Source organism: Sulfitobacter sp. SBS6 (assembly GCF_048285585.1).
Classification (GTDB): Bacteria; Pseudomonadota; Alphaproteobacteria; order Rhodobacterales; family Rhodobacteraceae; genus Sulfitobacter; species Sulfitobacter pontiacus.
This window is the reverse complement of sequence record NZ_JBLWBA010000006.1, coordinates 396,544-417,131: the sequence shown is the minus strand read 5'-3', so window position 1 is coordinate 417,131 and position 20,588 is coordinate 396,544. Positions and strand designations below refer to the sequence as shown.

Annotated in this window: 23 protein-coding genes and 1 riboswitch; of the genes, 16 read left to right on the top strand and 7 right to left on the bottom strand. The window is 61.2% G+C overall.

Translation table 11 applies throughout. From position 1 onward, the window contains the following. The first annotated feature begins 10 nt into the window (after positions 1-10). From ACNQ62_RS10885 to metK, 6 genes are all read left to right on the top strand, one after another. Positions 11-322: a hypothetical protein gene (locus ACNQ62_RS10885; protein WP_005849430.1), complete on the top strand. Its 312-nt coding sequence runs from the start codon at positions 11-13 to the stop codon at positions 320-322. 154 nt (positions 323-476) lie between these two features. After that, positions 477-1,466, top strand: coding sequence for a PhoH family protein (locus tag ACNQ62_RS10880; protein ID WP_005849429.1), 990 nt, complete (start codon positions 477-479; stop codon positions 1,464-1,466). Between the two features lie 67 nt (positions 1,467-1,533). Further along, a complete protein-coding gene (gene ybeY / locus ACNQ62_RS10875; protein WP_005849428.1) occupies positions 1,534-2,058 on the top strand; it encodes an rRNA maturation RNase YbeY in 525 nt (174 codons plus the stop codon). 20 nt (positions 2,059-2,078) lie between these two features. Further along, positions 2,079-2,987 (top strand): hemolysin family protein, encoded by a 909-nt coding sequence (locus tag ACNQ62_RS10870; RefSeq protein ID WP_064217086.1) that lies wholly within the window; start codon positions 2,079-2,081, stop codon positions 2,985-2,987. Further along, positions 2,987-4,504 (top strand): apolipoprotein N-acyltransferase, encoded by a 1,518-nt coding sequence (gene lnt, locus ACNQ62_RS10865; protein WP_418094870.1) that lies wholly within the window; start codon positions 2,987-2,989, stop codon positions 4,502-4,504. The genes ACNQ62_RS10870 and lnt overlap by 1 nt, the downstream gene beginning before the upstream one ends. A gap of 8 nt (positions 4,505-4,512) precedes the next feature. Then, positions 4,513-4,560, top strand: a riboswitch (SAM-SAH riboswitch). A gap of 4 nt (positions 4,561-4,564) precedes the next feature. Then, positions 4,565-5,749 (top strand): methionine adenosyltransferase, encoded by a 1,185-nt coding sequence (gene metK / locus ACNQ62_RS10860; RefSeq protein ID WP_005849425.1) that lies wholly within the window; start codon positions 4,565-4,567, stop codon positions 5,747-5,749. A gap of 64 nt (positions 5,750-5,813) precedes the next feature. Here metK and ACNQ62_RS10855 read toward each other — a convergent pair whose 3' ends face one another. Together ACNQ62_RS10855 and ACNQ62_RS10850 are read right to left on the bottom strand one after the other, a co-directional pair. Further along, on the bottom strand, positions 5,814-7,424 hold the full coding sequence (locus ACNQ62_RS10855; RefSeq protein ID WP_418094869.1) for a BCCT family transporter: 1,611 nt from the start codon (positions 7,422-7,424) through the stop codon (positions 5,814-5,816). Positions 7,425-7,479: 55 nt separating this feature from the next. Next, positions 7,480-7,626 (bottom strand): hypothetical protein, encoded by a 147-nt coding sequence (locus ACNQ62_RS10850; protein ID WP_340287813.1) that lies wholly within the window; start codon positions 7,624-7,626, stop codon positions 7,480-7,482. Between ACNQ62_RS10850 and trmB the strand changes: the two genes are divergently transcribed. From trmB to ACNQ62_RS10810, 8 genes are all read left to right on the top strand, one after another. Then, a complete protein-coding gene (gene trmB, locus ACNQ62_RS10845; RefSeq protein WP_235183805.1) occupies positions 7,625-8,326 on the top strand; it encodes a tRNA (guanosine(46)-N7)-methyltransferase TrmB in 702 nt (233 codons plus the stop codon). The genes ACNQ62_RS10850 and trmB overlap by 2 nt on opposite strands. Before the next feature lie 92 nt (positions 8,327-8,418). Then, a complete protein-coding gene (gene aroA / locus ACNQ62_RS10840) occupies positions 8,419-9,771 on the top strand; it encodes a 3-phosphoshikimate 1-carboxyvinyltransferase (protein WP_418094868.1) in 1,353 nt (450 codons plus the stop codon). Beyond that, the gene (locus tag ACNQ62_RS10835; protein ID WP_037944691.1) at positions 9,771-10,385 is read left to right on the top strand and encodes a (d)CMP kinase; all 615 of its coding nucleotides are present in this window, start codon (positions 9,771-9,773) and stop codon (positions 10,383-10,385) included. Before aroA ends, ACNQ62_RS10835 begins: the two co-directional genes overlap by 1 nt. 92 nt (positions 10,386-10,477) lie before the next feature. Continuing rightward, positions 10,478-10,855: a rhodanese-like domain-containing protein gene (locus tag ACNQ62_RS10830; RefSeq protein WP_418094867.1), complete on the top strand. Its 378-nt coding sequence runs from the start codon at positions 10,478-10,480 to the stop codon at positions 10,853-10,855. Positions 10,856-11,160: 305 nt separating this feature from the next. Continuing rightward, positions 11,161-12,837, top strand: a complete 1,677-nt coding sequence (gene rpsA, locus ACNQ62_RS10825) for a 30S ribosomal protein S1 (RefSeq protein WP_235183804.1) — start codon at positions 11,161-11,163, stop codon at positions 12,835-12,837. 275 nt (positions 12,838-13,112) lie between these two features. Next, positions 13,113-13,397: an integration host factor subunit beta gene (gene ihfB / locus ACNQ62_RS10820; RefSeq protein ID WP_005849411.1), complete on the top strand. Its 285-nt coding sequence runs from the start codon at positions 13,113-13,115 to the stop codon at positions 13,395-13,397. Next, positions 13,397-13,747 (top strand): LapA family protein, encoded by a 351-nt coding sequence (locus ACNQ62_RS10815; RefSeq protein ID WP_289081202.1) that lies wholly within the window; start codon positions 13,397-13,399, stop codon positions 13,745-13,747. Before ihfB ends, ACNQ62_RS10815 begins: the two co-directional genes overlap by 1 nt. A 34-nt stretch (positions 13,748-13,781) precedes the next feature. Then, positions 13,782-14,426, top strand: a complete 645-nt coding sequence (locus ACNQ62_RS10810; RefSeq protein ID WP_037966242.1) for a phosphoribosylanthranilate isomerase — start codon at positions 13,782-13,784, stop codon at positions 14,424-14,426. An 18-nt stretch (positions 14,427-14,444) separates the two neighbouring features. On the opposite strand, the gene kdsA is transcribed toward ACNQ62_RS10810, so the two are convergent. The 5 genes from kdsA to ACNQ62_RS10785 form a co-directional block, all read right to left on the bottom strand. Further along, a complete protein-coding gene (gene kdsA / locus ACNQ62_RS10805) occupies positions 14,445-15,278 on the bottom strand; it encodes a 3-deoxy-8-phosphooctulonate synthase (RefSeq protein WP_418094866.1) in 834 nt (277 codons plus the stop codon). Next, a complete protein-coding gene (locus ACNQ62_RS10800) occupies positions 15,275-16,984 on the bottom strand; it encodes a capsule biosynthesis protein (protein WP_418094865.1) in 1,710 nt (569 codons plus the stop codon). The genes kdsA and ACNQ62_RS10800 overlap by 4 nt, the downstream gene beginning before the upstream one ends. After that, positions 16,962-17,621, bottom strand: a complete 660-nt coding sequence (locus ACNQ62_RS10795) for an ABC transporter ATP-binding protein (RefSeq protein ID WP_005849402.1) — start codon at positions 17,619-17,621, stop codon at positions 16,962-16,964. The genes ACNQ62_RS10800 and ACNQ62_RS10795 overlap by 23 nt, the downstream gene beginning before the upstream one ends. Positions 17,622-17,823: 202 nt before the next feature. Continuing rightward, positions 17,824-18,726, bottom strand: coding sequence for a cation diffusion facilitator family transporter (locus tag ACNQ62_RS10790; RefSeq protein ID WP_418094864.1), 903 nt, complete (start codon positions 18,724-18,726; stop codon positions 17,824-17,826). Between the two features lie 24 nt (positions 18,727-18,750). After that, positions 18,751-19,095 carry an ArsR/SmtB family transcription factor gene (locus tag ACNQ62_RS10785; RefSeq protein ID WP_304951706.1) on the bottom strand — a complete coding sequence of 115 codons (345 nt, stop codon included), beginning with the start codon at positions 19,093-19,095 and terminating at the stop codon, positions 18,751-18,753. A gap of 126 nt (positions 19,096-19,221) precedes the next feature. Here ACNQ62_RS10785 and ACNQ62_RS10780 point away from each other — a divergent pair, with 126 nt between their 5' ends. Both ACNQ62_RS10780 and ACNQ62_RS10775 read left to right on the top strand, forming a co-directional pair. Beyond that, entirely contained in the window at positions 19,222-19,809 is a 588-nt protein-coding gene (locus tag ACNQ62_RS10780; protein ID WP_180827972.1) for a uracil-DNA glycosylase family protein, read from the top strand. Continuing rightward, complete coding sequence (locus ACNQ62_RS10775; protein ID WP_005849394.1) at positions 19,802-20,587, top strand: SseB family protein; 786 nt, start codon at positions 19,802-19,804, stop codon at positions 20,585-20,587. The genes ACNQ62_RS10780 and ACNQ62_RS10775 overlap by 8 nt, the downstream gene beginning before the upstream one ends. Position 20,588 lies beyond the last annotated feature (1 nt).

The following is a 20,588-nucleotide window of genomic DNA, read 5'->3' as shown; positions in this document are numbered from 1 at the left end:
CAGTAACGTGATGAAAGCTAAGATTATGATGGTCACCGCCTGCGCCCTGACACTGGGTGCCTGCGCTGACTACGAAGGCCGGGGCTATCCCGCCGATAAAACCGTCGACCGTGGCTTTGACAAAAAGCACCTGAGCCAGCTTCAGGCCGGCATCTGGGTCGATCCCAATGGCTGCGACCACTGGATCATCGACGACGGCGTCGAAGGCTACCTGAGCCAGCGACTGGACAAATACGGCAAGCCGGTCTGCTCTGGCGTGGCCCAGCCCACATATACGGCGGGCGACTTCAAAGGCGGCTCGCGCGTCCGAGATCCCAACTGATCTTGCGACCACTCCTGCACATAGGATCGGGCCGGCGCGTTTTACGCTCCGGCCCTTTTTTGTCGGCTCAAAGGGGTACATAGTTTGAATATGGGACCCATATTAATCCAAAGACACCTCCAATTAGGAAAACGCTTTGCCATCTAGTGACACAATGACGCCTCCCGCTTCTCACGCGCAGCAGCTTGAATTTCCGGACAACCGGCTTCTGATTGATCTCTGCGGCCCCTATGACGCCAACCTGACCGCCGTAGAGACGGCGCTTGAGGTCCAGATCGTGCGTCGGGGCAACCACCTGTCGGTGATGGGAGAGGAAGACGCGACCAGCCGCGCGGCCTCAGTGCTCGAAGGGCTTTACGCCCGACTGGAAGGCGGGCGCAGTGTGGAGCCCGCCGATGTCACCAGTTTGCTACGCATGGGCGATTCCGCCGCTGGGACGGGGGTGCGCCCAGGCGACCAGATCGAGATGCCGAATTTGGGCGGCGTCGAAATCCAGACCCGCAAGAAACGCGTCGAACCCCGCACGGCTGCGCAGAAAGCCTATGTGCAATCACTGTTCGACAACGAACTGGCCTTCGGCATCGGCCCTGCCGGTACGGGTAAAACCTATCTTGCGGTGGCCGTCGGCGTGTCGATGTTCATTGGTGGCCATGTGGACCGTATCATCCTGTCGCGCCCTGCCGTGGAGGCGGGGGAGAAGCTGGGCTACCTGCCCGGTGACATGAAAGACAAGGTCGATCCCTACATGCAGCCCCTTTATGACGCGCTGAATGACTTCTTGCCCGGTAAACAACTGGCCAAGCTGATCGAAGAGAAAAAGATCGAGATCGCGCCGCTGGCCTTCATGCGCGGGCGGACCCTGTCCAACGCCTTTGTTGTGCTGGACGAGGCGCAGAACGCGACCTCGATGCAGATGAAGATGTTCCTGACCCGTTTGGGCGAAGGCTCGCGGATGGTGATCACCGGTGACCGGACCCAGATCGACTTGCCACGCGGCGTGCCATCGGGCTTGCAAGACGCGGAACGGCTGCTCAAGACGATCCCCAAGATCAGCTTCAACTACTTCACCTCGAAAGACGTGGTGCGCCACCCGCTCGTGGCCGCGATCATCGAAGCCTATGAAGCAGATGCAGGCCACGCGTGATGGCCGGCTGCTTCATTTTGCCAGATAAACTCCGGGGGGCCGGGGGCTGGCCCCCGGTGGGGCGCTGATGCAGGCGCTTGACGTGATAGAGGAAGACCCCCGTTGGGCCGGTCTGGACCTTGATACCCTATGCCCCCGCGCGATGCGCGCCACATTGGCGCATCTGTCGCTGGATGCCGACACCGCCGAGGTGACGGTGCTGGCCTGCGACGATGCACATATCGCCACGTTGAACGCAGATTTCCGCGACAAGCCCACGCCGACAAATGTGCTCAGCTGGCCGGCCGAGGAACGCGGAGCCGCGCGCGACGGCGAACTTCCGCTACCGGTCACGCCGGGGTTCGACAATATGCTGGAACTGGGCGACATCGCGATTTCATATGACACCTGCCACGCCGAGGCAGAGGCCGCAGGCCGCCCGATGGCCGATCACGTGACCCATTTGATCGTGCACGGGCTGCTTCACCTGTTGGGGTATGACCACGAACGGGACGGGGATGCGACCCTGATGGAACGGTTAGAGGTAGAAATACTTGGCAAATTGGGGTTGGATGACCCATATAGAGACGACGCAGTGCAACCGCCTGCCTAAACACATAAAGACAGGACCCGATGGGCGACACAGACGGATCATCTGAGGCGGCGCAGAGCGCGCAGTTGGAAGACATCATACCGGCCTCCGAGGCCGAAGAAACCGAAGACACTCCGAAATCCGGTGGCTTCTTTTCCCGGGTCATGGGCGCACTTAGCGCGTCAGACAACGAGGAAGAGGAGGAGATCACCGCGGCACAGACCGACAGGCTGTCGACCCGCGGCATGATGAACCTGCGCCGGATGCGGGTGGATGATGTGGCGGTGCCCAAGGCGGATATCACCGCGGTGCCGGTGACCTCGACGCTGGATGAACTGGTCGGCGTGTTCAAGGACAGCGGTCTGACGCGCCTGCCGGTGTATGACGGCACGCTCGATACCCCCGTTGGCATGGCCCACCTCAAGGATCTGGCGCTGACCCACGGATTTAATGGCCGAAACACCGAATTTGACCTTCAGGCGATGCTGCGTCCCTTGCTGTTCGTGCCGCCGTCCATGACCATTGGCGTCTTGCTGACCAAGATGCAGGCCGAACGGCGCCACATGGCGCTGGTGATTGACGAATACGGCGGCGTCGACGGGCTGGTCACGATCGAGGATCTGATCGAACAGGTCATCGGCGAGATCGAAGACGAGCACGACGTGGACGAAGGCAAATATTGGACGGTCGAAAAGCCCGGCTGCTACCTTGCGCTGGCCAAGACGCCTCTGGATGATTTCGAGGCCGAGATTGGCCATTCGCTGACCGATCACGATGATGTTGACGAAGAAGAGATCGACACCCTTGGCGGGTTGGTCTTCATGCTGTCGGGACGGGTGCCGGCGCGTGGCGAAGTGGTCGTGCATCCCGATGGCCCCGAGTTCGAGGTGATCGACGCCGATCCGCGCCGGATCAAGCGTTTGCGCGTGCGTATGGCCGGAACTCACTGATGACTTTGCGCAGTGCCGCTTGGATGCGGTTCGGTGCCGCGGTGCTTGCGGGCGGTGTCGCGGCCTTTGGGCAGGCACCCTATGATTTGCCGCTAGTCTTGCTGGCCGCATTTGCGGCTGTTCTGTTGATCTACCGTGCTGCTGCAACGCCCCGGCAGGCCGCAGCGCTCGGGTGGGGCTTTGGCTTTGGCTATTTCTTGCATGGATGGTCGTGGCTGATATCGCCCTTCATGGTCGACCCTGAACGCTATGCCTGGATGGCACCTTTTGCTGTGGCGGGGCTGACGGGCGGTTTGGCGTTGTATTGGGCTTTGGCGTTCTACGTGTCCCGCCGGTTGTCGGCACAGGTCTGGCCGCTGATCTTCGTCCTGCCCGCCGCCGAAATGCTGCGCGGTTATCTGTTCACCGGCTTCCCTTGGGGGATGTTCTCTCAGTCTTTGGTCAACCATTGGCCGGGGCAGGGGCTTGCGCTGGTGGGGCCCTACGGCATGACCCTTGCCTTTGTCGCGCTGGCTGTGGCGGTGGTACAGCGCGCGCGGGGCACATTGCTGCGGCAGGGCGCTGTCTGGGGCGCGCGGATCTTGGGCGTGGCGGCGTTGACGGTGTCCTTTGGAGGGCGCGACGCTCCGGTTACCGACCATATGATCCGTATGGTGCAGCCGAACGCGGCGCAGAAAGACAAATGGGACCCCGTCAAAATCCCCGAATTCTTTGATCGTCAGCTGGCGCTGACCGCTGCACCGCCTGCGCATGGGGATGCGGCGCCTGATCTGATCCTCTGGTCCGAAACCGCCATCGCGTGGCCACTTGATTTGGCCCATGGCGCGCTGACCTATATCAGCGAAGCCGCCGCCGGTACGCCTGTGGTGCTGGGGGTGCAGCGGCGCGACGACATGGCCTATTACAACTCGGCCGTGTTGCTGGGGCCAGACGCCGAGGTTGTGCAGACCTATGACAAGCACCACCTCGTGCCCTTTGGCGAATACATCCCCTTTGGCGACCTGTTGGGCCGTATCGGTCTGCGCGGCATGGCGGCGCAGTTTGGCAGCGGGTTTTCCTCGGGTCCGGGGGCAGATCTGATGGATCTGGGGCCCTTGGGCCAGGCGCTGCCCCTGATCTGCTACGAGGCCGTCTTTGCGCGGGACGTTAACGCCGCACCGGCGCGGCCTGCGTTCTTGATGCAGCTCACGAATGATGCGTGGTTCGGCAAGGGGCAGGGACCTTTGCAGCATCTGGCTCAGGCCCGGATGCGCGCGATAGAGCAAGGTCTGCCCATGGCACGCGTCGCCAACACGGGCGTTTCGGCGATGATTGACCCCTGGGGCCGCATCACAAAGAGTTTGGCCATGAACGAGGCAGGCTTTCTGGATGCCCCTCTGCCCGCCCCACGCCCTGCGACACCCTATAGCAGATGGGGCGAATGGCCGTTTCTTTTCATCACTTTGGCGGGGTTTGCCCTTGTGATCCTGCGCCGACGACGCAACTTAAAGTTTGACCAAAGGGGCAGGCAAAGCTAAGCCCCGTTAATCGGCCACAACGGCTTCCTGACGTGGCTAAGAAATCTATTGGAGCACTAAATGTCCCGCAAAAACTACACGTTCACTTCGGAATCCGTTTCCGAGGGCCACCCGGATAAGGTCTGCGACCGGATTTCCGACGCCGTACTTGATGCCTTTCTGACCGAAGAACCCGAAGCGCGTGTCGCAGCGGAGACCTTTGCCACCACCAATCGCGTGGTCATCGGCGGCGAGGTTGGCCTGTCGAACAAGGACAAGCTGGATGAATACCTTGGCAAGATCGACGGCATCGCCCGCGCCTGCATCAAGGACATCGGCTACGAGCAGGATGAATTCCACCACGCCACCTGCGAGATCACCAACTTGCTGCACCCGCAGTCGGCGCATATCGCGCAAGGCGTGGATGCCTCAGGCGACAAGGAAGAAGGCGCGGGCGATCAGGGCATCATGTTCGGTTTCGCCACCAACGAGACGCCAGAGCTGATGCCGGCGCCGATCCACTATGCCCATGCCATCCTGCGCCGTCTGGCCGAAGTGCGCAAAGACGGGACAGAGCCGACATTGCGCCCCGACGCCAAAAGCCAGCTTTCCGTGCGCTATGAAGACGGCAAGCCTGTTGGCGTGTCCTCTATCGTGTTGTCGACGCAGCACGCCGATGCAGGCCAGACCAGTGCCGACATCCGCGACATCGTCGAACCCTATATCACCCAGGTTCTGCCTGAAGGCTGGATCACGCCCGACACCGAATGGTGGGTGAACCCGACGGGGACCTTTGTCATCGGCGGCCCTGACGGCGACGCGGGCCTGACCGGGCGCAAGATCATTGTGGATACTTATGGCGGTGCGGCACCTCATGGGGGCGGCGCGTTCTCGGGGAAAGACCCGACGAAGGTTGACCGCTCTGCCGCCTATGTGGCGCGCTATCTGGCGAAAAACGTCGTGGCTGCCGGTCTGGCCGAAAAGTGTACGATCCAGCTGAGCTATGCCATCGGCGTGTCCAAGCCACTGTCGATCTACTGCGATACCTATGGTGGCGACGCGGATGTTACGGATGCGGCGATTGAAAAGGCGATCCGCCAGATCATCGACCTGACACCGCGCGGCATCCGCGAGCATCTGCAGTTGAACCGCCCCATCTTTGAACGCACCGCGGCCTACGGCCACTTTGGACGCGCGCCCGAAGCGGATGGCGGCTTTAGCTGGGAAAAGACCGATCTGGTCGATGCGCTGAAGGCCGCGCTGTAAACACTGCTTCTTGGTACAACAAAGGGCAGCCCCAATGGGCTGCCCTTTTGCGTTGGTGGGGGTGTTACAGCTCTGCCAGGCCGGGGCGTTTGCCGATAGAGACGTGGTCGATATCTTCGGTCCGGAACCCCTTGATCAGCGAAGGGATCATCGCAAAGACCAGCAGGAAGATCGGCAAGCCGACGACCGTGATCACCTGTTGCAAGGCGGTCAGCCCCAAATCGCCTGCAAGGATCAGCAGCATCGCGGCGACCAGCCCTTCTGACACGCCCCAGAACACCCGCTGGCGGGTGGGGCCGGGTTCGGGCGAACCGGTGCACAGCATGTCGACAACCAGCGACGCGGAATCCGAGGATGTTGCAAAGAAGATCGCCACCACCAGCACGGCGATACCCTGCACAATATCGGCGAAAGGGAAGCTTTCGAAAAACGCGAACATGGCAAGCGGGACTGAGTCAGCCACTGCGGCGCTCAGCGAACCGGCCTGCGCGCCAAGAGCCGTGCGCGCGGCGGTGCCGATGCCGTCAATCTCCATCGCTTGCCAGCCGAAGATAGAGAACCAGATCAGCGTGAACAGGGACGGCGCCAGTAGCACGCCAAAGACGAACTCCCGTATCGTGCGCCCCCGCGAAATCCGCGCGACGAAAAGCCCGATGAAGGGCGACCATGTGACCGTCCAGGCCCAGTAGAACACCGTCCAGCTGCCCTGCCAGCCCCAATCCCCATTCGAGGGGTTGGTATCGGCAAGCATATCATTCCAGAAGGCGAGCCGTGGCAGGTTGCTTAGGTACAGGCCAAAGGTCTCGACCATGCCGCGCAGCAGGAACAGGGTCGAACCGGTCACCAGCACAAAGACCATCAACGCCACGGCCATGCCGATATTGAGGTTGGACAGCAGCTTTACCCCCTTATCGAGCCCCGCCACGATAGACACCACGGCAACGGCGGTCAGCGCGGTCAGGATGCCGACCTGCAGGGGCACGCCGTCGTTCCACCCAAACAGCGCCGACAGACCCGCTGCGATCTGCGATGACCCCAGCCCAAGCGAGACCGCGACACCGAACAGCGTGCCGAGGATCGACGCAATGTCGATCGCCTTGCCCCAAGGGCCGTGGATGCGCTCTTTCAACAGCGGGTAGAAGACCGAACTGACCCGCACGGGTAGATCATAGCGGTTGATGAAATAGGCAAAGGCCAGACCGGGTAGCGCGAAGATCGTCCAGGTGTGCAGCGCAAGGTGGTATGTGGCGATAGAGATGGCGTCTTGTGCGGCCTGTTCCGTGAAAGGTTCAACGCCGGGCAGGGGCGGGTCCGAAAAATGGCTGATCGGCTCTGCCACGCCCCAGAACATCAGCACGGTGCCGATGCCGCCCGCGAAAAGCATGGTGAACCACGACAGGTTTGTATACTCGGGACGGCTGTCGCGCGGGCCAAGGCGGATATGGCCGTGACGGCTCATCGCGGCCCAGATCAGAAAGCCCAGCCAGACGTTGACGCCAAGAATAAAGAACCACCCCAGATGCGATACGATCCAGGCGCGGCCTGCGGCGAAAGCATTTCCGATCGGTTCAGGGGCAAGTACAAGAGCCAGTACAAATAGGGCGGTACACAGGGCGGAAACAAAGAATATCGTAGGGTCCGTTCGTAGTCCTAGTCGGCTTGCCAGTTCCCGCATTCGCATGTCCTCCGCTGCATTATTATCGGTTCTTGGTCAGGTAGAACCCTGTGGCTCAACGTAAAGTCCCCGTGATCGTTCCGGTTTTGCTGCGCTTCACAGGGGCGGCACCGCCGTTGCGCATGGGGCGCGTGGGCTTTTGCAGCGCGGGCTTACGCGAAATGTTGCGCCCGTCCCCCGCGCAGGCTAAAGCCAGCGCCATGACACATCCTGAACGCCCCCGCCGCAATTTCTACGGTCGCCTTAAAGGCAAATCGCTTAAGCAAAGCCAGAAAGGCTATATCGAAGAGGATCTAGAGGCGCTGTCGCCCGGTCCTGTCGATTGGGACGCGAACCCCGACCGTACACCGCTGGACCTGCCGACGCTGTTTGGCGGCAAGCCCGTCTGGCTGGAGGTCGGTTTTGGCGGCGGCGAACATATGGTGCATCAGGCGGCGCAAAACCCTGACGTAGGCATCATCGGCTGCGAACCTTACATCAACGGGGTCGCGATGCTGTTGGGCAAGATCCGCCGTGCGGGTGTCGATAACGTGGCGATCCATCCGGGCGATGCACGCGATATCTTTGACGTGCTGCCAGAGGCGTCGATTGACCGCGCTTTCCTGCTGTACCCCGATCCGTGGCCGAAAACGCGCCACCACCGTCGTCGCTTTGTGACGCCGGAACACCTTGAGCCGCTGGCCAAGGTGCTCAAGCCCGGCGCGATCTTTCGCGTTGCCACGGACATCGAAGACTATGTGCGCCAGACGCTTGAGCAGGTGCCGCGCCACGGGTTCGAATGGCTGGCGGAACGCCCCGGCGACTGGAAAGAGCCGTGGGGCGACTGGATTTCCACGCGCTACGAACAAAAAGCGCTGCGCGAGGGGCGCGTGCCGCACTACCTGACTTTCCGCAAGACCTGAGCGGGCGGGCGCGGGCCAAGAACGCTGGCAATGGACGGGGCGGGATCGCTGGTTTAAGACGGGCTTTCAGGAAGTTTTTTTGAGGGTTATCCATGTCCAGCCACGCCACGCCCGTCCCGATGACCTCTACCGCTTGCGGCCCGCTGTCCGGCGTGGCCGAGGTGCCGGGGGACAAGTCGATCTCGCACCGGTCCTTGATTTTGGGCGCGATGTGCATCGGCGAAACCACCATCAGCGGATTGCTTGAAGGCGACGACGTGCTGGACACGGCCAAGGCGATGCAGGCCTTTGGCGCGGAAGTCACCAATATGGGCGGCGGCAACTGGTCTGTGCGCGGTGTGGGCGTGGGCGGTTTCGCAGAACCGGACGGGGTGATCGACTGCGGAAACTCGGGCACGGGGGTGCGCTTGATCATGGGGTCGATGGCGACCTCCCCCATCACCGCGACATTCACCGGCGACGCCAGCCTGAACGGCCGCCCCATGGCGCGGGTCACCGATCCGCTGGCCTTGTTCGGCACGCAATCTGTCGGGCGCAAGGGCGGACGCCTGCCGATGACCATCGTGGGGGCGGCTGACCCTGTGCCCGTGCGCTACACCGTGCCAGTGCCGTCCGCGCAGGTGAAATCCGCCGTCTTGCTGGCAGGGCTGAACGCGCCCGGCAAGACCGTCGTGATCGAGGCCGAGGCCACGCGCGACCATACGGAGCGGATGTTGGCGGGCTTCGGTGCCGAGATCTCGGTGGAAGACACGGATGAGGGCCGTGTGATCACTCTGACCGGCCAGCCGGAGCTACAGGCCCAGCATGTGGATGTGCCGCGCGATCCGTCCTCGGCTGCGTTTCCGGTCTGTGCTGCCTTGATCGTGCCGGGATCCGACGTGCTGGTGCCGGGGATCGGGCTGAACCCGACACGGGCAGGGCTGTTCACCACGCTGCGCGAGATGGGGGCCGATTTGACCTACGAGAACGAGCGGACCGAGGGCGGCGAGCCTGTCGCCGACCTGCGCGCCAAGTTCTCGCCCGGCCTCAAAGGGATCGAGGTGCCGCCGGCGCGTGCGGCGTCGATGATCGACGAATATCCGGTGCTTTCTGTCGTGGCCGCCTTTGCGCAGGGCCAGACCATGATGCGCGGCGTGAAAGAGCTGCGGGTCAAGGAAAGCGACCGGATCGACGCGATGGCCAAGGGGCTGCGCGCCAATGGGATCGAAGTGGACGAGGGCCCCGATTGGTGGGCGGTCACCGGACGGGGGCACGGGAACGTGCCGGGCGGGGCCACCTGCGCCAGCCAGCTGGACCACCGCATCGCGATGTCCTTTATGATCCTCGGCATGGCCGCAACCTCGCCTGTCAGTGTGGACGACGGGTCGCCAATCACCACGTCTTTCCCCATCTTCGAGCCGCTGATGAAACGCCTTGGCGCGGATGTGGCGCGGGGGGATGCGTGATGCTGGGCTTTACCGTTGCGATTGACGGGCCGGCTGCGGCGGGCAAGGGCACCGTCGGGCGCGCTGTTGCGGCGCATTTCGGTTTTGCGCATCTGGACACCGGCCTGCTGTATCGCGCCGTAGGGGCGAAAGTGCTGGAGGGCATGACCGCCGAAGAGGCCGCCTTGACCCTGCAAGCCGATGATCTTGAGAATGACCAGCTGCGCACCAATGCCGTGGCAGAGGCCGCGAGCCGCGCCGCTGCGATCCCCGCTGTGCGGGCCGCCTTGGTCGATTTCCAGCGCAGCTTTGCCATGCGGGCAGGGGGCGCGGTGCTGGACGGGCGCGACATTGGCACGGTGATCTGCCCCGATGCGCCGGTCAAGCTGTTCATTACCGCCACGCCCGAGGTCCGTGCACAGCGCCGCTTTGCCGAGCTTAGCGCCAAGGGCGCCGAGGTCACCCTGGAAGGGGTGCTGGCCGATGTGCAGGCCCGCGATGCCCGCGACAGCACCCGCGCCGAGGCACCGCTGAAGCCAGCCGAGGATGCAGAGCTGATGGATACCTCGACCATGGATATCGAAACAGCCGTGGCCCGCGCCATCGAACTGGTGGCCGCACGTAGAGGTGACTAAACGCGGCGGAACGAATGTCGGTGCCTGACGTTGGACTAAGACGTGCCTGGCGATAGGCTGGGCACGATAGGAATAAAAAAGAGGTGCTGACTATGAAGACCGCTCAAGACTATCTCGACGATGCGAATGCCGTTGTCCCCAAGATGGACGCCAAGGACGCGATTGCGAAACATGCCGAAGGCAAGGGCGTCTTTATCGACGTGCGCGATTCAGGCGACATCGCCAAAAGCGGGACCATCAAGGGCGCGCATCGTGTGCCGCGCGGCATGATCGAATTCCGCGCCGACCCCAACAAGGAAGAAATGTATAACCCGATCTTCAAAAAAGACGCGGAAATCTATCTGATCTGCGGCGCGGGCGGTCAGGCCGCGCTGTCGGGTAAGACGCTGCACGATATGGGCTATACCAATGTCACCAACATCGGCGGTTTCCCCGGCTGGAAAGACGCGGGCGGCCCTACCGAAAGCTGATACCACATTGCGCGGATGACGGAATGGACAAGGGCAGACTACGGTCTGCCCTTTTTGCTGACATCGCCCCGTACGAACAGGGGATCACCCGTGCCAGCCCTTGCCTTTGCCCCGAAACAGGGCTATACGCGCGACTGTCTAAGGGGCGGATACACGTTTCGGGCGCGAGATATCAGGCAGGGTCGGTTTCATCCGGCCCTCTTTGTTTTGCGGATCGAATCCCATCGCGGATGACAATTTTAATCACAGACCGGCGGAGACAACCGCGCGGCCAGAAACCAAATGCTAAAGGAAAATCAAGCTACATGGCTATGAACTCAATGGAAGACTTCGAAGCACTTTTGGAAGAAAGCTTTGAAATGGACACGCCCGAAGAGGGCTCTGTTGTCAAAGGCAAGGTTATCGCGATCGAAGCGGGCCAAGCTATTATCGACGTAGGCTACAAGATGGAAGGCCGCGTTGAACTGAAAGAATTTGCCGAGCCTGGCGAAGCACCCAAAGTGGAAGTCGGCGACGAAGTCGAAGTATTCCTGCGTCAGGTAGAAAACTCCCGTGGTGAAGCTGTCATCTCGCGCGAGATGGCCCGTCGCGAAGAAGCCTGGGACCGTCTGGAAAAAGCCTATGCCGCAGAAGAGCGCGTTGAAGGCGCGATCTTTGGCCGCGTTAAAGGTGGCTTTACCGTTGATCTGGGCGGCGCAGTTGCCTTCCTTCCCGGTTCCCAAGTTGACGTGCGCCCCGTGCGCGATGCCGGCCCTCTGATGGGTCTGAAGCAGCCGTTCCAAGTTCTGAAAATGGACCGTCGTCGTGGCAACATCGTTGTTTCGCGTCGTGCAATCCTTGAAGAATCCCGTGCCGAACAGCGTGCCGAAGTTATCGGCAACCTGACCGAAGGTCAGGAAGTTGACGGTGTGGTCAAGAACATCACCGAATACGGTGCCTTCGTTGATCTGGGCGGTGTTGACGGCCTGCTGCACGTCACAGACATGGCATGGCGCCGTGTGAACCACCCATCCGAGATCCTGTCGATCGGCGAAACCATCAAGGTTCAGGTCATTAAGATCAACAAAGAGACGCACCGCATCTCCTTGGGTATGAAACAGCTGCAAGAAGATCCATGGGATCTGGTTCAAGCCAAGTACCCGCTGGAATCCACGCACACTGGCCGCGTCACCAACATCACCGATTACGGTGCATTTGTTGAGCTGGAGCCAGGCGTTGAAGGTCTGGTTCACGTTTCCGAAATGTCCTGGACAAAGAAGAACGTACACCCCGGCAAGATCGTTTCCACCAGCCAAGAAGTCGAAGTCATGGTTCTGGAAATCGATGGCGCCAAGCGTCGCGTTTCCCTTGGTCTGAAACAGACCATGCGCAACCCATGGGAAGTGTTTGCTGAAACACACCCAGAAGGCACCGAAGTTGAAGGCGAAGTCAAAAACATCACCGAATTCGGTCTGTTTGTTGGCCTGCCAGGCGACATCGACGGCATGGTTCACCTCTCTGACCTGAGCTGGGACCAGCGCGGCGAAGAAGCGATCCAAGACTACCGCAAAGGTGACACGGTTCAGGCCGTTGTTTCCGAAGTTGACGTGGAAAAAGAACGCATCAGCCTGTCGATCAAAGGTGTGGGCGGCGACAAGTTCGCAGAAGCAGTGGGCGGCGTGAAGCGCGGTTCCGTTGTGACTGTGACCGTGACCTCCATCGAAGACGGTGGCATCGAAGTCGAATACGAAGGCATGAAAGCCTTCATCCGTCGCTCCGATCTGTCGCGTGACCGTGCCGAACAACGCCCCGAGCGTTTCTCGGTTGGTGACAAGGTTGACGTCCGCATCACCAACGTTGACGCGAAAGCGCACCGTCTGGGCGTGTCGATCAAAGCACGTGAAATCGCAGAAGAGAAAGAAGCAGTCGAGCAGTATGGCTCCTCTGACTCCGGCGCATCCTTGGGTGATATCCTGGGTGCCGCTCTGAAAGGCGACGAATAAGCCTTAGCGCTTGTTGCACAGATCAGGGGCCTCGCAGTGCAGACTGCGGGGCCCTTTTTCGTTGCGAATCGCAATCTGTGGCGAGGGGCAAGGAAGGGCGGCTGGCAGCGCTATTCCGGGTGGCTGCATGAAATGTGACTAAAAAATGACTGGAAAACAGCGACTTCCCGCTACTTAATCGCAATAATAGAAATATGCATGACTTCACGAACGCGTTTGGTTTGCTATAGTCCCATCTAGTTAAGACATTAATTGCGCACCTCGGAGGACGTTAAATGATCCGGTCAGAACTGATCCAGAAGATTGCCGACGACAATCCCCATCTCTATCAGCGCGACGTGGAACGGATCGTAAATACCATCTTCGAAGAGATCACCGGCGCGATGTCCGACGGTGATCGGGTAGAGCTGCGCGGCTTTGGTGCCTTTTCAGTGAAAAAACGTGACGCCCGTGTGGGCCGGAACCCTCGCACTGGGGAAACGGTTCATGTAGAAGAAAAGCACGTGCCGTTCTTCAAGACCGGTAAACTGCTTAGAGATCGTTTAAACGGGAATTCCTAATGCGTTATGTTCGCTACCTCTGCATCGCAATCTTCGCCATTGCACTGATCTCGGTTGCCTTGGCCAACCGGTCTATGGTGTCGCTGAAGTTGCTACCGACCGAGGTATCTGGCTGGTTCGCGTTGAACCCTGAAATTCAGGTGCCGCTGTTCCTTGTTATTCTGGGTAGCATCATCGCCGGTCTGCTGGTGGGTTTCGTCTGGGAATGGATCCGCGAATACGGCCAGCGTGCCGAAGCCGCACGTCAGGCCCGCGAAATGCGCCGTCTGGAACGTGAAGTCGCACGCCTGAAGGGCGAGAAATATCAGGACCAGGACGAGGTTCTGGCGCTGCTGGATCAAGCAAGCTAAGCGGGCCTACGCCCCTTAGCGCAGGAAGTATCCGATGACCCAAAATTTGCACGTGAAATTCTGCGGCTTGCGCAGCACGCAGGATATTGCGGCGGCGGCTGCCGCTGGCGCGCGCTATGTCGGCTTTGTTTTCTTTGAAAAATCTCCCCGGCACGTCACGATTGATCAAGCCGCTGAACTGGCCATAGAGGTGCCAATGGGGCTGTGTAAGGTCGCGTTGACGGTCAACGCGGATGACGCCTTTCTGGATGCGCTGACGGCGGCTGTGCCTATTGATATGCTGCAGCTACACGGCAAGGAAACGCCCGAGCGTGTCGCCGAGGTCAAGGCGCGCTATGGGCTGCCGGTGATGAAGGCGGTCGGTGTGGCCGATGCAGATGACCTGCCACAGATTGATGCCTATATGGCCGTGGCGGACCAGATCCTGATCGACGCGAAGCCGCCCAAAGGGGCAGCGCTGCCCGGTGGCAATGGATTGTCCTTTGACTGGCGTCTGATCGCAGATCGCACATGGGACAAGCCGTGGATGCTGGCAGGGGGGCTGACCCCTGACAATGTGGCTCAGGCCGCCCGTATGACCGGGGCACGTCAGGTAGATGTCTCTTCCGGTGTGGAAAGCGCGCCGGGTGTAAAGGACGCGGGGCTGATCGCGGCATTCGGAAACGCCGCGAAGGTCTAGTATTGGCAGAATGGCCCCTTAGAAGGTGAGGGGGTATTCCTTGGCCAGCGCGTCGAATTTCATCAACGACGCAACCAGTGCTGGCATCTGATCCAGATAGATCATGTTCGGCCCGTCCGACGGTGCGTTGTCCGGGTCTTCGTGGGTCTCGATAAAGACCGCGCCCACGCCAATCGCGACCGCTGCGCGCGCCATGACGGGGGCGAACTCGCGCTGTCCGCCGCTGGAGCCACCTTGCCCGCCGGGCTGCTGGACCGAATGCGTCGCGTCCATTACGACAGGGTATCCGGTTTGCGCCATCTGCGGCAGGCTGCGCATGTCAGCGACCAGCGTGTTGTAGCCAAAGGAGGTGCCGCGTTCGGTCAGCAGGATACGTTTGTTGCCGGTGGATTCGATCTTGGCGACGACATTGGGCATATCCCATGGGGCCAGAAACTGACCCTTTTTGACGTTCACAACTTTGCCCGTATTGCCCGCGGCCAGCAGCATATCGGTCTGGCGGCACAGGAAGGCGGGGATTTGCAGGATGTCGACAGCCTCGGCCGCGATGGCGCATTGCGCTTCGGTATGCACGTCCGTCAGGACGGGCACGCCGATGGATTTGCCCACCGATTGCAGCACAGCCAGACCTTCGTCGATGCCAAGCCCGCGTTTGCCACCAAGGGAGGTGCGGTTGGCTTTGTCATAGCTCGCCTTGAACACGAACTGCGCGCCCACGGCACCGCATGCCTCTTTCATCTGGCCGGCGATCATCTGTGCGTGGGTTTCGCTTTCCAGCTGGCAGGGGCCTGCGATCACCGTCAGCGGGCGATCATTCCCGATGACGACATTTCCAACGGTGACTTGGGTCATTTTGTTACCTGTTCTTTCAGAATGGAGGAGGTCAGCGATAGCATGAGGTAGATGCCCGCAAAGATCAGGAATGTCAAAATCGTGTTCTCGAACTTGCGCGGGTATGAGGCGCTTTGCGACGCCACCGGACGCACCGCGACGGTCAGATATCGGACCTGACGGCTGGCCTCTGTTCGGGCTTGTTCCATCTGGGTCTGGGACGCCTGCAAGGCGGCATCTGCCGCGGCCAGATCGGCCTGCGCCAGTTGCAAGCTGACCGCTTGTTGTGCAAGCGAGTTGGTGCCCTCGGTCGCGCTGTTCATGCGTTCGTTCAGCTTGTCCAATTGCGCACTCAGCCGGCGCACGTCGCCTTGGGCACCGTCCACCTTGGCGCGGTTCGGGCGCGGGTTGTCGAGCAGGGCGGCAAGCTCAAGCTCTTTTTCCAGCAGCAAGGTTTCATAATTGGTGATCTGCCCGCGGATCGACGCGATCACCGCCTGCGGGTCCACCCCGTTATCGACCTGCAGCTTGATCAGCGCTTCCTGCGCCTCGCGGCGTTTGGCGACCGTCTGCTCATAGGCTTCGCGGGCGTCGCGCATGCCATCTTCGCGCTTTTGCTGCGACAGGGCGTTTACGCGTTCTTCGGCATATTCCAGCAGGTGTTCGGAAAAGTCTTTCGCGACCTCGGGATCTGCGGCAATCACCTCCATCCGGATCATGCCTTCGGTCGGGTCGTAGCCGATTTTGACGTTGTCCTTATAGTGTTTATACGCTTCCTCGTTCGACGCATCGGGGCTCATCCGCTGGATCGGGTCGATCGCGGGGTCCGAGAAATGCTTCATGAAGCCGACATCACGGTCCAGCCGCAGCATCGCGTCTTTTGACTGCAGGTAGCTTTGTGTCGCGATACTATCGGCGGAGTTGGCAAACTGCGTCGGCAGCAGCCCGCCAAGGGGGCCAAGCCCGCCCGTGCCTTCGTTCTGGATAATCAGGAACTGGCTGTCTGTCGCATACATCGGCGTGGCGATGTTGTAGAAATAATACCCGCCCATGATTGTGGGCAGCCCGACAAAGAACGCCAGACGCACCATAAGCAGCCCCATCTTGCGACGGCGGCGCTTGGTGATGTCACGCTGGATGTCCGAGATCTCGCGCATGCGGCGTTCCATCGGATTAACGTCGGTCGAGGGCAGGTTGCGCCCCCCGGCAGGGACTGTCTGGGGAAGCTGGATGCGCCCTTTTTGCAGTGCCGTGCCGGTGGATTGCTTGTCCTGAGGAACGACCAGTTCCAGCATGTTGGAGCGTTGGAACGGGTCGATCCCTTCGGCGCGCAGCAACCGCACCGCATCGAAGTCAGAGGTCGGGGCAAGCCCGTGTTTTTGCGCCACGCGACGGGCCATACGCAGCTGGCGGCCGGTCAGCCCTTCGCGGCGGATCGCGTCGATGTCCTGCTCTCCGCTGACTTCGGTCGCTGATGACACCTCGCCGCTGCGGGCGTCGGTGGGTGGGGTCGGGCGCGCAGCGGAGTCTGCGGCAGCTTGGCTGGGCGCTGCAGCTTTCGGTGCTTCGCCGCGCGATGCAGCCGCAGCGCGTGGCGCGTCAGGGGCCTGCGGCTTTGGCGGGGCTGCCGCGGGGGCATCGCGTTCGACCGCGTCGGTTCCTTTTGGGGCCGCAGCAGGGGTCGCACGTTTGATGCGGAATTTTCTAGCCTTGGGTTTCGTAGTCATAAAGCTGTTTGGCCTCTTCCAAGGTGTCGAAGATATGTAGCTTTCCGCCAAGCAGGACAGCAGCGGACCGCGCGAATTGTTCCAACGTCTCGGCTTGGTGCGAAACGATGATGATCGTCGTCGTGCGCAGCCGTTCTTGCAGAATTTCGCCCGCCTTGCGGTTGAACTCCACATCTGTGGTGCTCGGCATGCCTTCGTCGATCAAATAGATGTCGAAATCAAGCGCAAGCAGCAGTGAAAACGAAAACCGTGATTTCATCCCGGCCGAATATGTCCCGACGGGCTGGTCAAAATATTCCCCCAACCCACACAGCCAGCGACAAAAGCTTTCGACGTAGTCAGGGTCCAGCCCATAGAGACGGGCAATATAGCGGGCATTCTCTACCGCGGAAACCTTGTTGACGACACCGCCCATGAACCCCAGCGGGAAGCTGATGTTGCAGCCGCGCCGGATCTCGCCTTCGTCCGGCTTTTCCAGCCCCGCCATCATATTGATAAGGGTCGTCTTGCCGGTGCCGTTCGGGGCGAGGATGCCAAGGGAATGCCCCAAATCCACACGAAATGACACATGGTCGAGAATGACCTTGTGTTGCGTGCCAGTCCAAAAGGACTTGGAGACGTTGTCGAATTCCAGCATGCCTGCTCCGATTGGTGCTGTTGCGGGTATGTCGCGCCCTGTTTCCCGAGCCATGGGCGGTGTCTAGCCCTCTATTTTGACTATATTATGTCGTAGTTGAGGCCGAATTTACAAGGAGCCAAAACGACCCACGCGCCCGAAGGCGGTGCCATCGGCGATGGTTTGCAGGGCGCGCTATACGAAAGGTCGAGGGGTGCGGGTGTTAGTGACCGATCACCTTGGCGTCGTGGCAACGGGCATCCTGGGTCTCAAGCTCCAGCGTGACGTGGTTCAGATCGAACTCGGATTTCAGGTAGGATTTCAAGGCTTGGCGCAGGGCGCTTGGGTCGGTGCCTTGTTCGGCGACGATATGGGCGTCAAAGGCCGCGCCGTGTTCTTCCATCAGCCACAGGTGCACATGGTGGACGTCTGCAACACCGGGCTGGTCGCGCAGTGCCGCGATCACGTCTTCGGTACGCAGCGCATCGGGCGAGGCAAGCATCAAGATCCGCGCCACCTGCGGCAGTTCGGTCGCGGATTGCCAAAGGATGTATCCTGCAATCAGCAGCGTGGCCAATGGGTCCACCCAAGCCCAGCCGAACAGGATCATCAGTGTCCCCGCCACGATCACGGCAACCGACCCCAAGGCATCGGCCACATTGTGCAAAAAGGCCGCGCGGATGTTCACGCTGGATTTGGATGCGCGAAAGGTCAACGCGGCGGTGCCCAGATCCACCAGCAAGGCGATGCCGGCGACGATCACCACGATCCAGCCCGCCACGGGTTCGGGATTGGCAAAGCGCATCGCGGCCTCATAGACCAGATACAGGCCGATCACGATCAACGTGGTATAGTTGATCAGCGCCGCGACCGCCTCGATCCGGCCGTAGCCAAAGGTCATATCTGCATTGGCTGGACGGCGGGCGATCTTGCGCGCGGCAAAGGCGATGATCAGCGCGATGGCGTCGCTGAAGTTATGCAGCGCATCGGCGATCAGCGACAGACTGCCCGCGACGACCCCGCCGATGACCTGCGCGACCGTGAGGCCGAGGTTGATCGCCACCGCGAGGGCAATCTTGCCGTCGCCGCTGTCGGGATCGACGTGATGGTGGTGACCGTGTGACATGGGGGGCTTTCGCTATCTGTGGTGTTAACCGTGGGGATGATCAGGGCAGGGTACTGCCGCGTCGGCGCAACACTCTGTCATCAGGAACTCGGACAGATCCTGTACCGCATCATGGGATACCGCCGCGCAGATGATGCTGCGCCCCTGCCGCTGCTGGCGCACCAGCCCCGCGGCTACAAGCAGTTTCAGATGATGGGTCAGCGTCGACCCGGTGATGCCCGCGCGATCACCCAGCGTGCCGATGGTCAGCCCGTCAGGGCCTGCGCGCACCAGCAAACGGAGAACTTGCAACCGTTGCTCTGACCCGAGCGCGGCAAAGCGCGCAGCGGCCAAGGCAAGGTCATGGGGGGAGGCGGGATTCATTTTCATGTTTTTAGAAATATAGAAATGATTGGCCGCGTCAAGCTCATTTCGAAATGTCTCGAAATGAGTGCTGGACACCACCGCGTCACCGCCCCCTTTGAAACCGGCGCGCCACCGCTTAGGTCTACCCCCATGACCGACATCCGCCCTGAACTCAGCCAATGCACCCTCTGCGCCGACCGCTTTGCGGCTACGGCGACGGGGCACCGGCCCAATCCGGTGGTCTGGTTCCAACCGGGCGCGCGGCTGCTGATCGCCTCGCAAGCGCCGGGGTTGAAAGTGCACGAGGCAAACACCCCCTTCTGGGATGCCTCTGGCAAGCGGCTGCGCGACTGGCTGGGCGTGGACGAGACGACCTTTTATGACCGCAGCCGCGTGGCGATCATCCCCATGGCCTTTTGCTTTCCGGGCTATGACGCCAAGGGCAGCGATCTGCCGCCTCCGCCGATCTGTGCGAAAACATGGCGGGCCCGGGCACTGGATACTGTGCCCGATGTCCGGCTGACCGTGTTGATCGGGGCCTATGCCATGCGCTATCACCTGCCCGGGTTCACCACAGTCACCCGCGCCGTCGCCGATTGGCAAAACCACCCGAAGGGCGTCTTTGCCTTGCCTCATCCCTCGTGGCGCAATACCGGTTGGCTCAAGAAAAATCCGTGGTTCGAGGAGGACGTGCTTCCCCGGCTCCGCGCTGCTGTAAGGAATGTACTGGATGACTGAAGCGACGCCCCTGGACATCGCCCATGCCGCCATGATGGCCGATGAAAGCGATGACGCTGCCCGCCTGCGGTTCTATGAACGCATGGCCGATGTGGAGCTTTTCCTGCTGCTCGAAGCCGAACCGGACGCCGATCAGGTCAGCCCTGTCCTGCTTGAGGACGCCTATGTGCTGGTTTTTGACCGGATCGAACGGCTTGCGGCCTATGTCGGGCAGCCCGCGCCCTATGTGGCGCTGTCGGGGCGCGCGATTGCGGGGATGCTGGATGGCCAACCGCTTGGCATGGCGGTGAACCTGGATGTCGCCCCTTCGGCGATCCTGCTGCCCGACAGCGCCGTGGCTTGGCTGCGCGACACACTCGCCCATGAAGCCGGAGAGGTCGAGGCGCGCATCGACCGTGTTCTGCCGCCCAAGGGCCTGCCCGAAACGCTGATTGCCGCGATTGATGCCAAGCTGGCGACCGCCACAGGCATGGCGGCAGGGGCGTGGCTGGTCGGGGTTGAATACACCGGCGGCGGGCGCGGGCATCTGCTGGGCTTTGTCGGGGCCATCCCGCGCGCGCAAGACGCGCTGGTTCGTGCCGCCTCCGAGGCGCTGACATTCTCGGGTATCGATGCGGGGGCGATGGATGTGGGCTTCTTCGCGCCCTCTGATCCGACGGTTGAAAAACTGTCGAAAGTCGGGCTGCGTTTTGATCTGCCCCAGATGGACCCGCTGGAAAAAACCCCGCGGATGGAGGCCCCCGGCTCTGACCCGTCAAAGCCGCCGATCCTGCATTAGC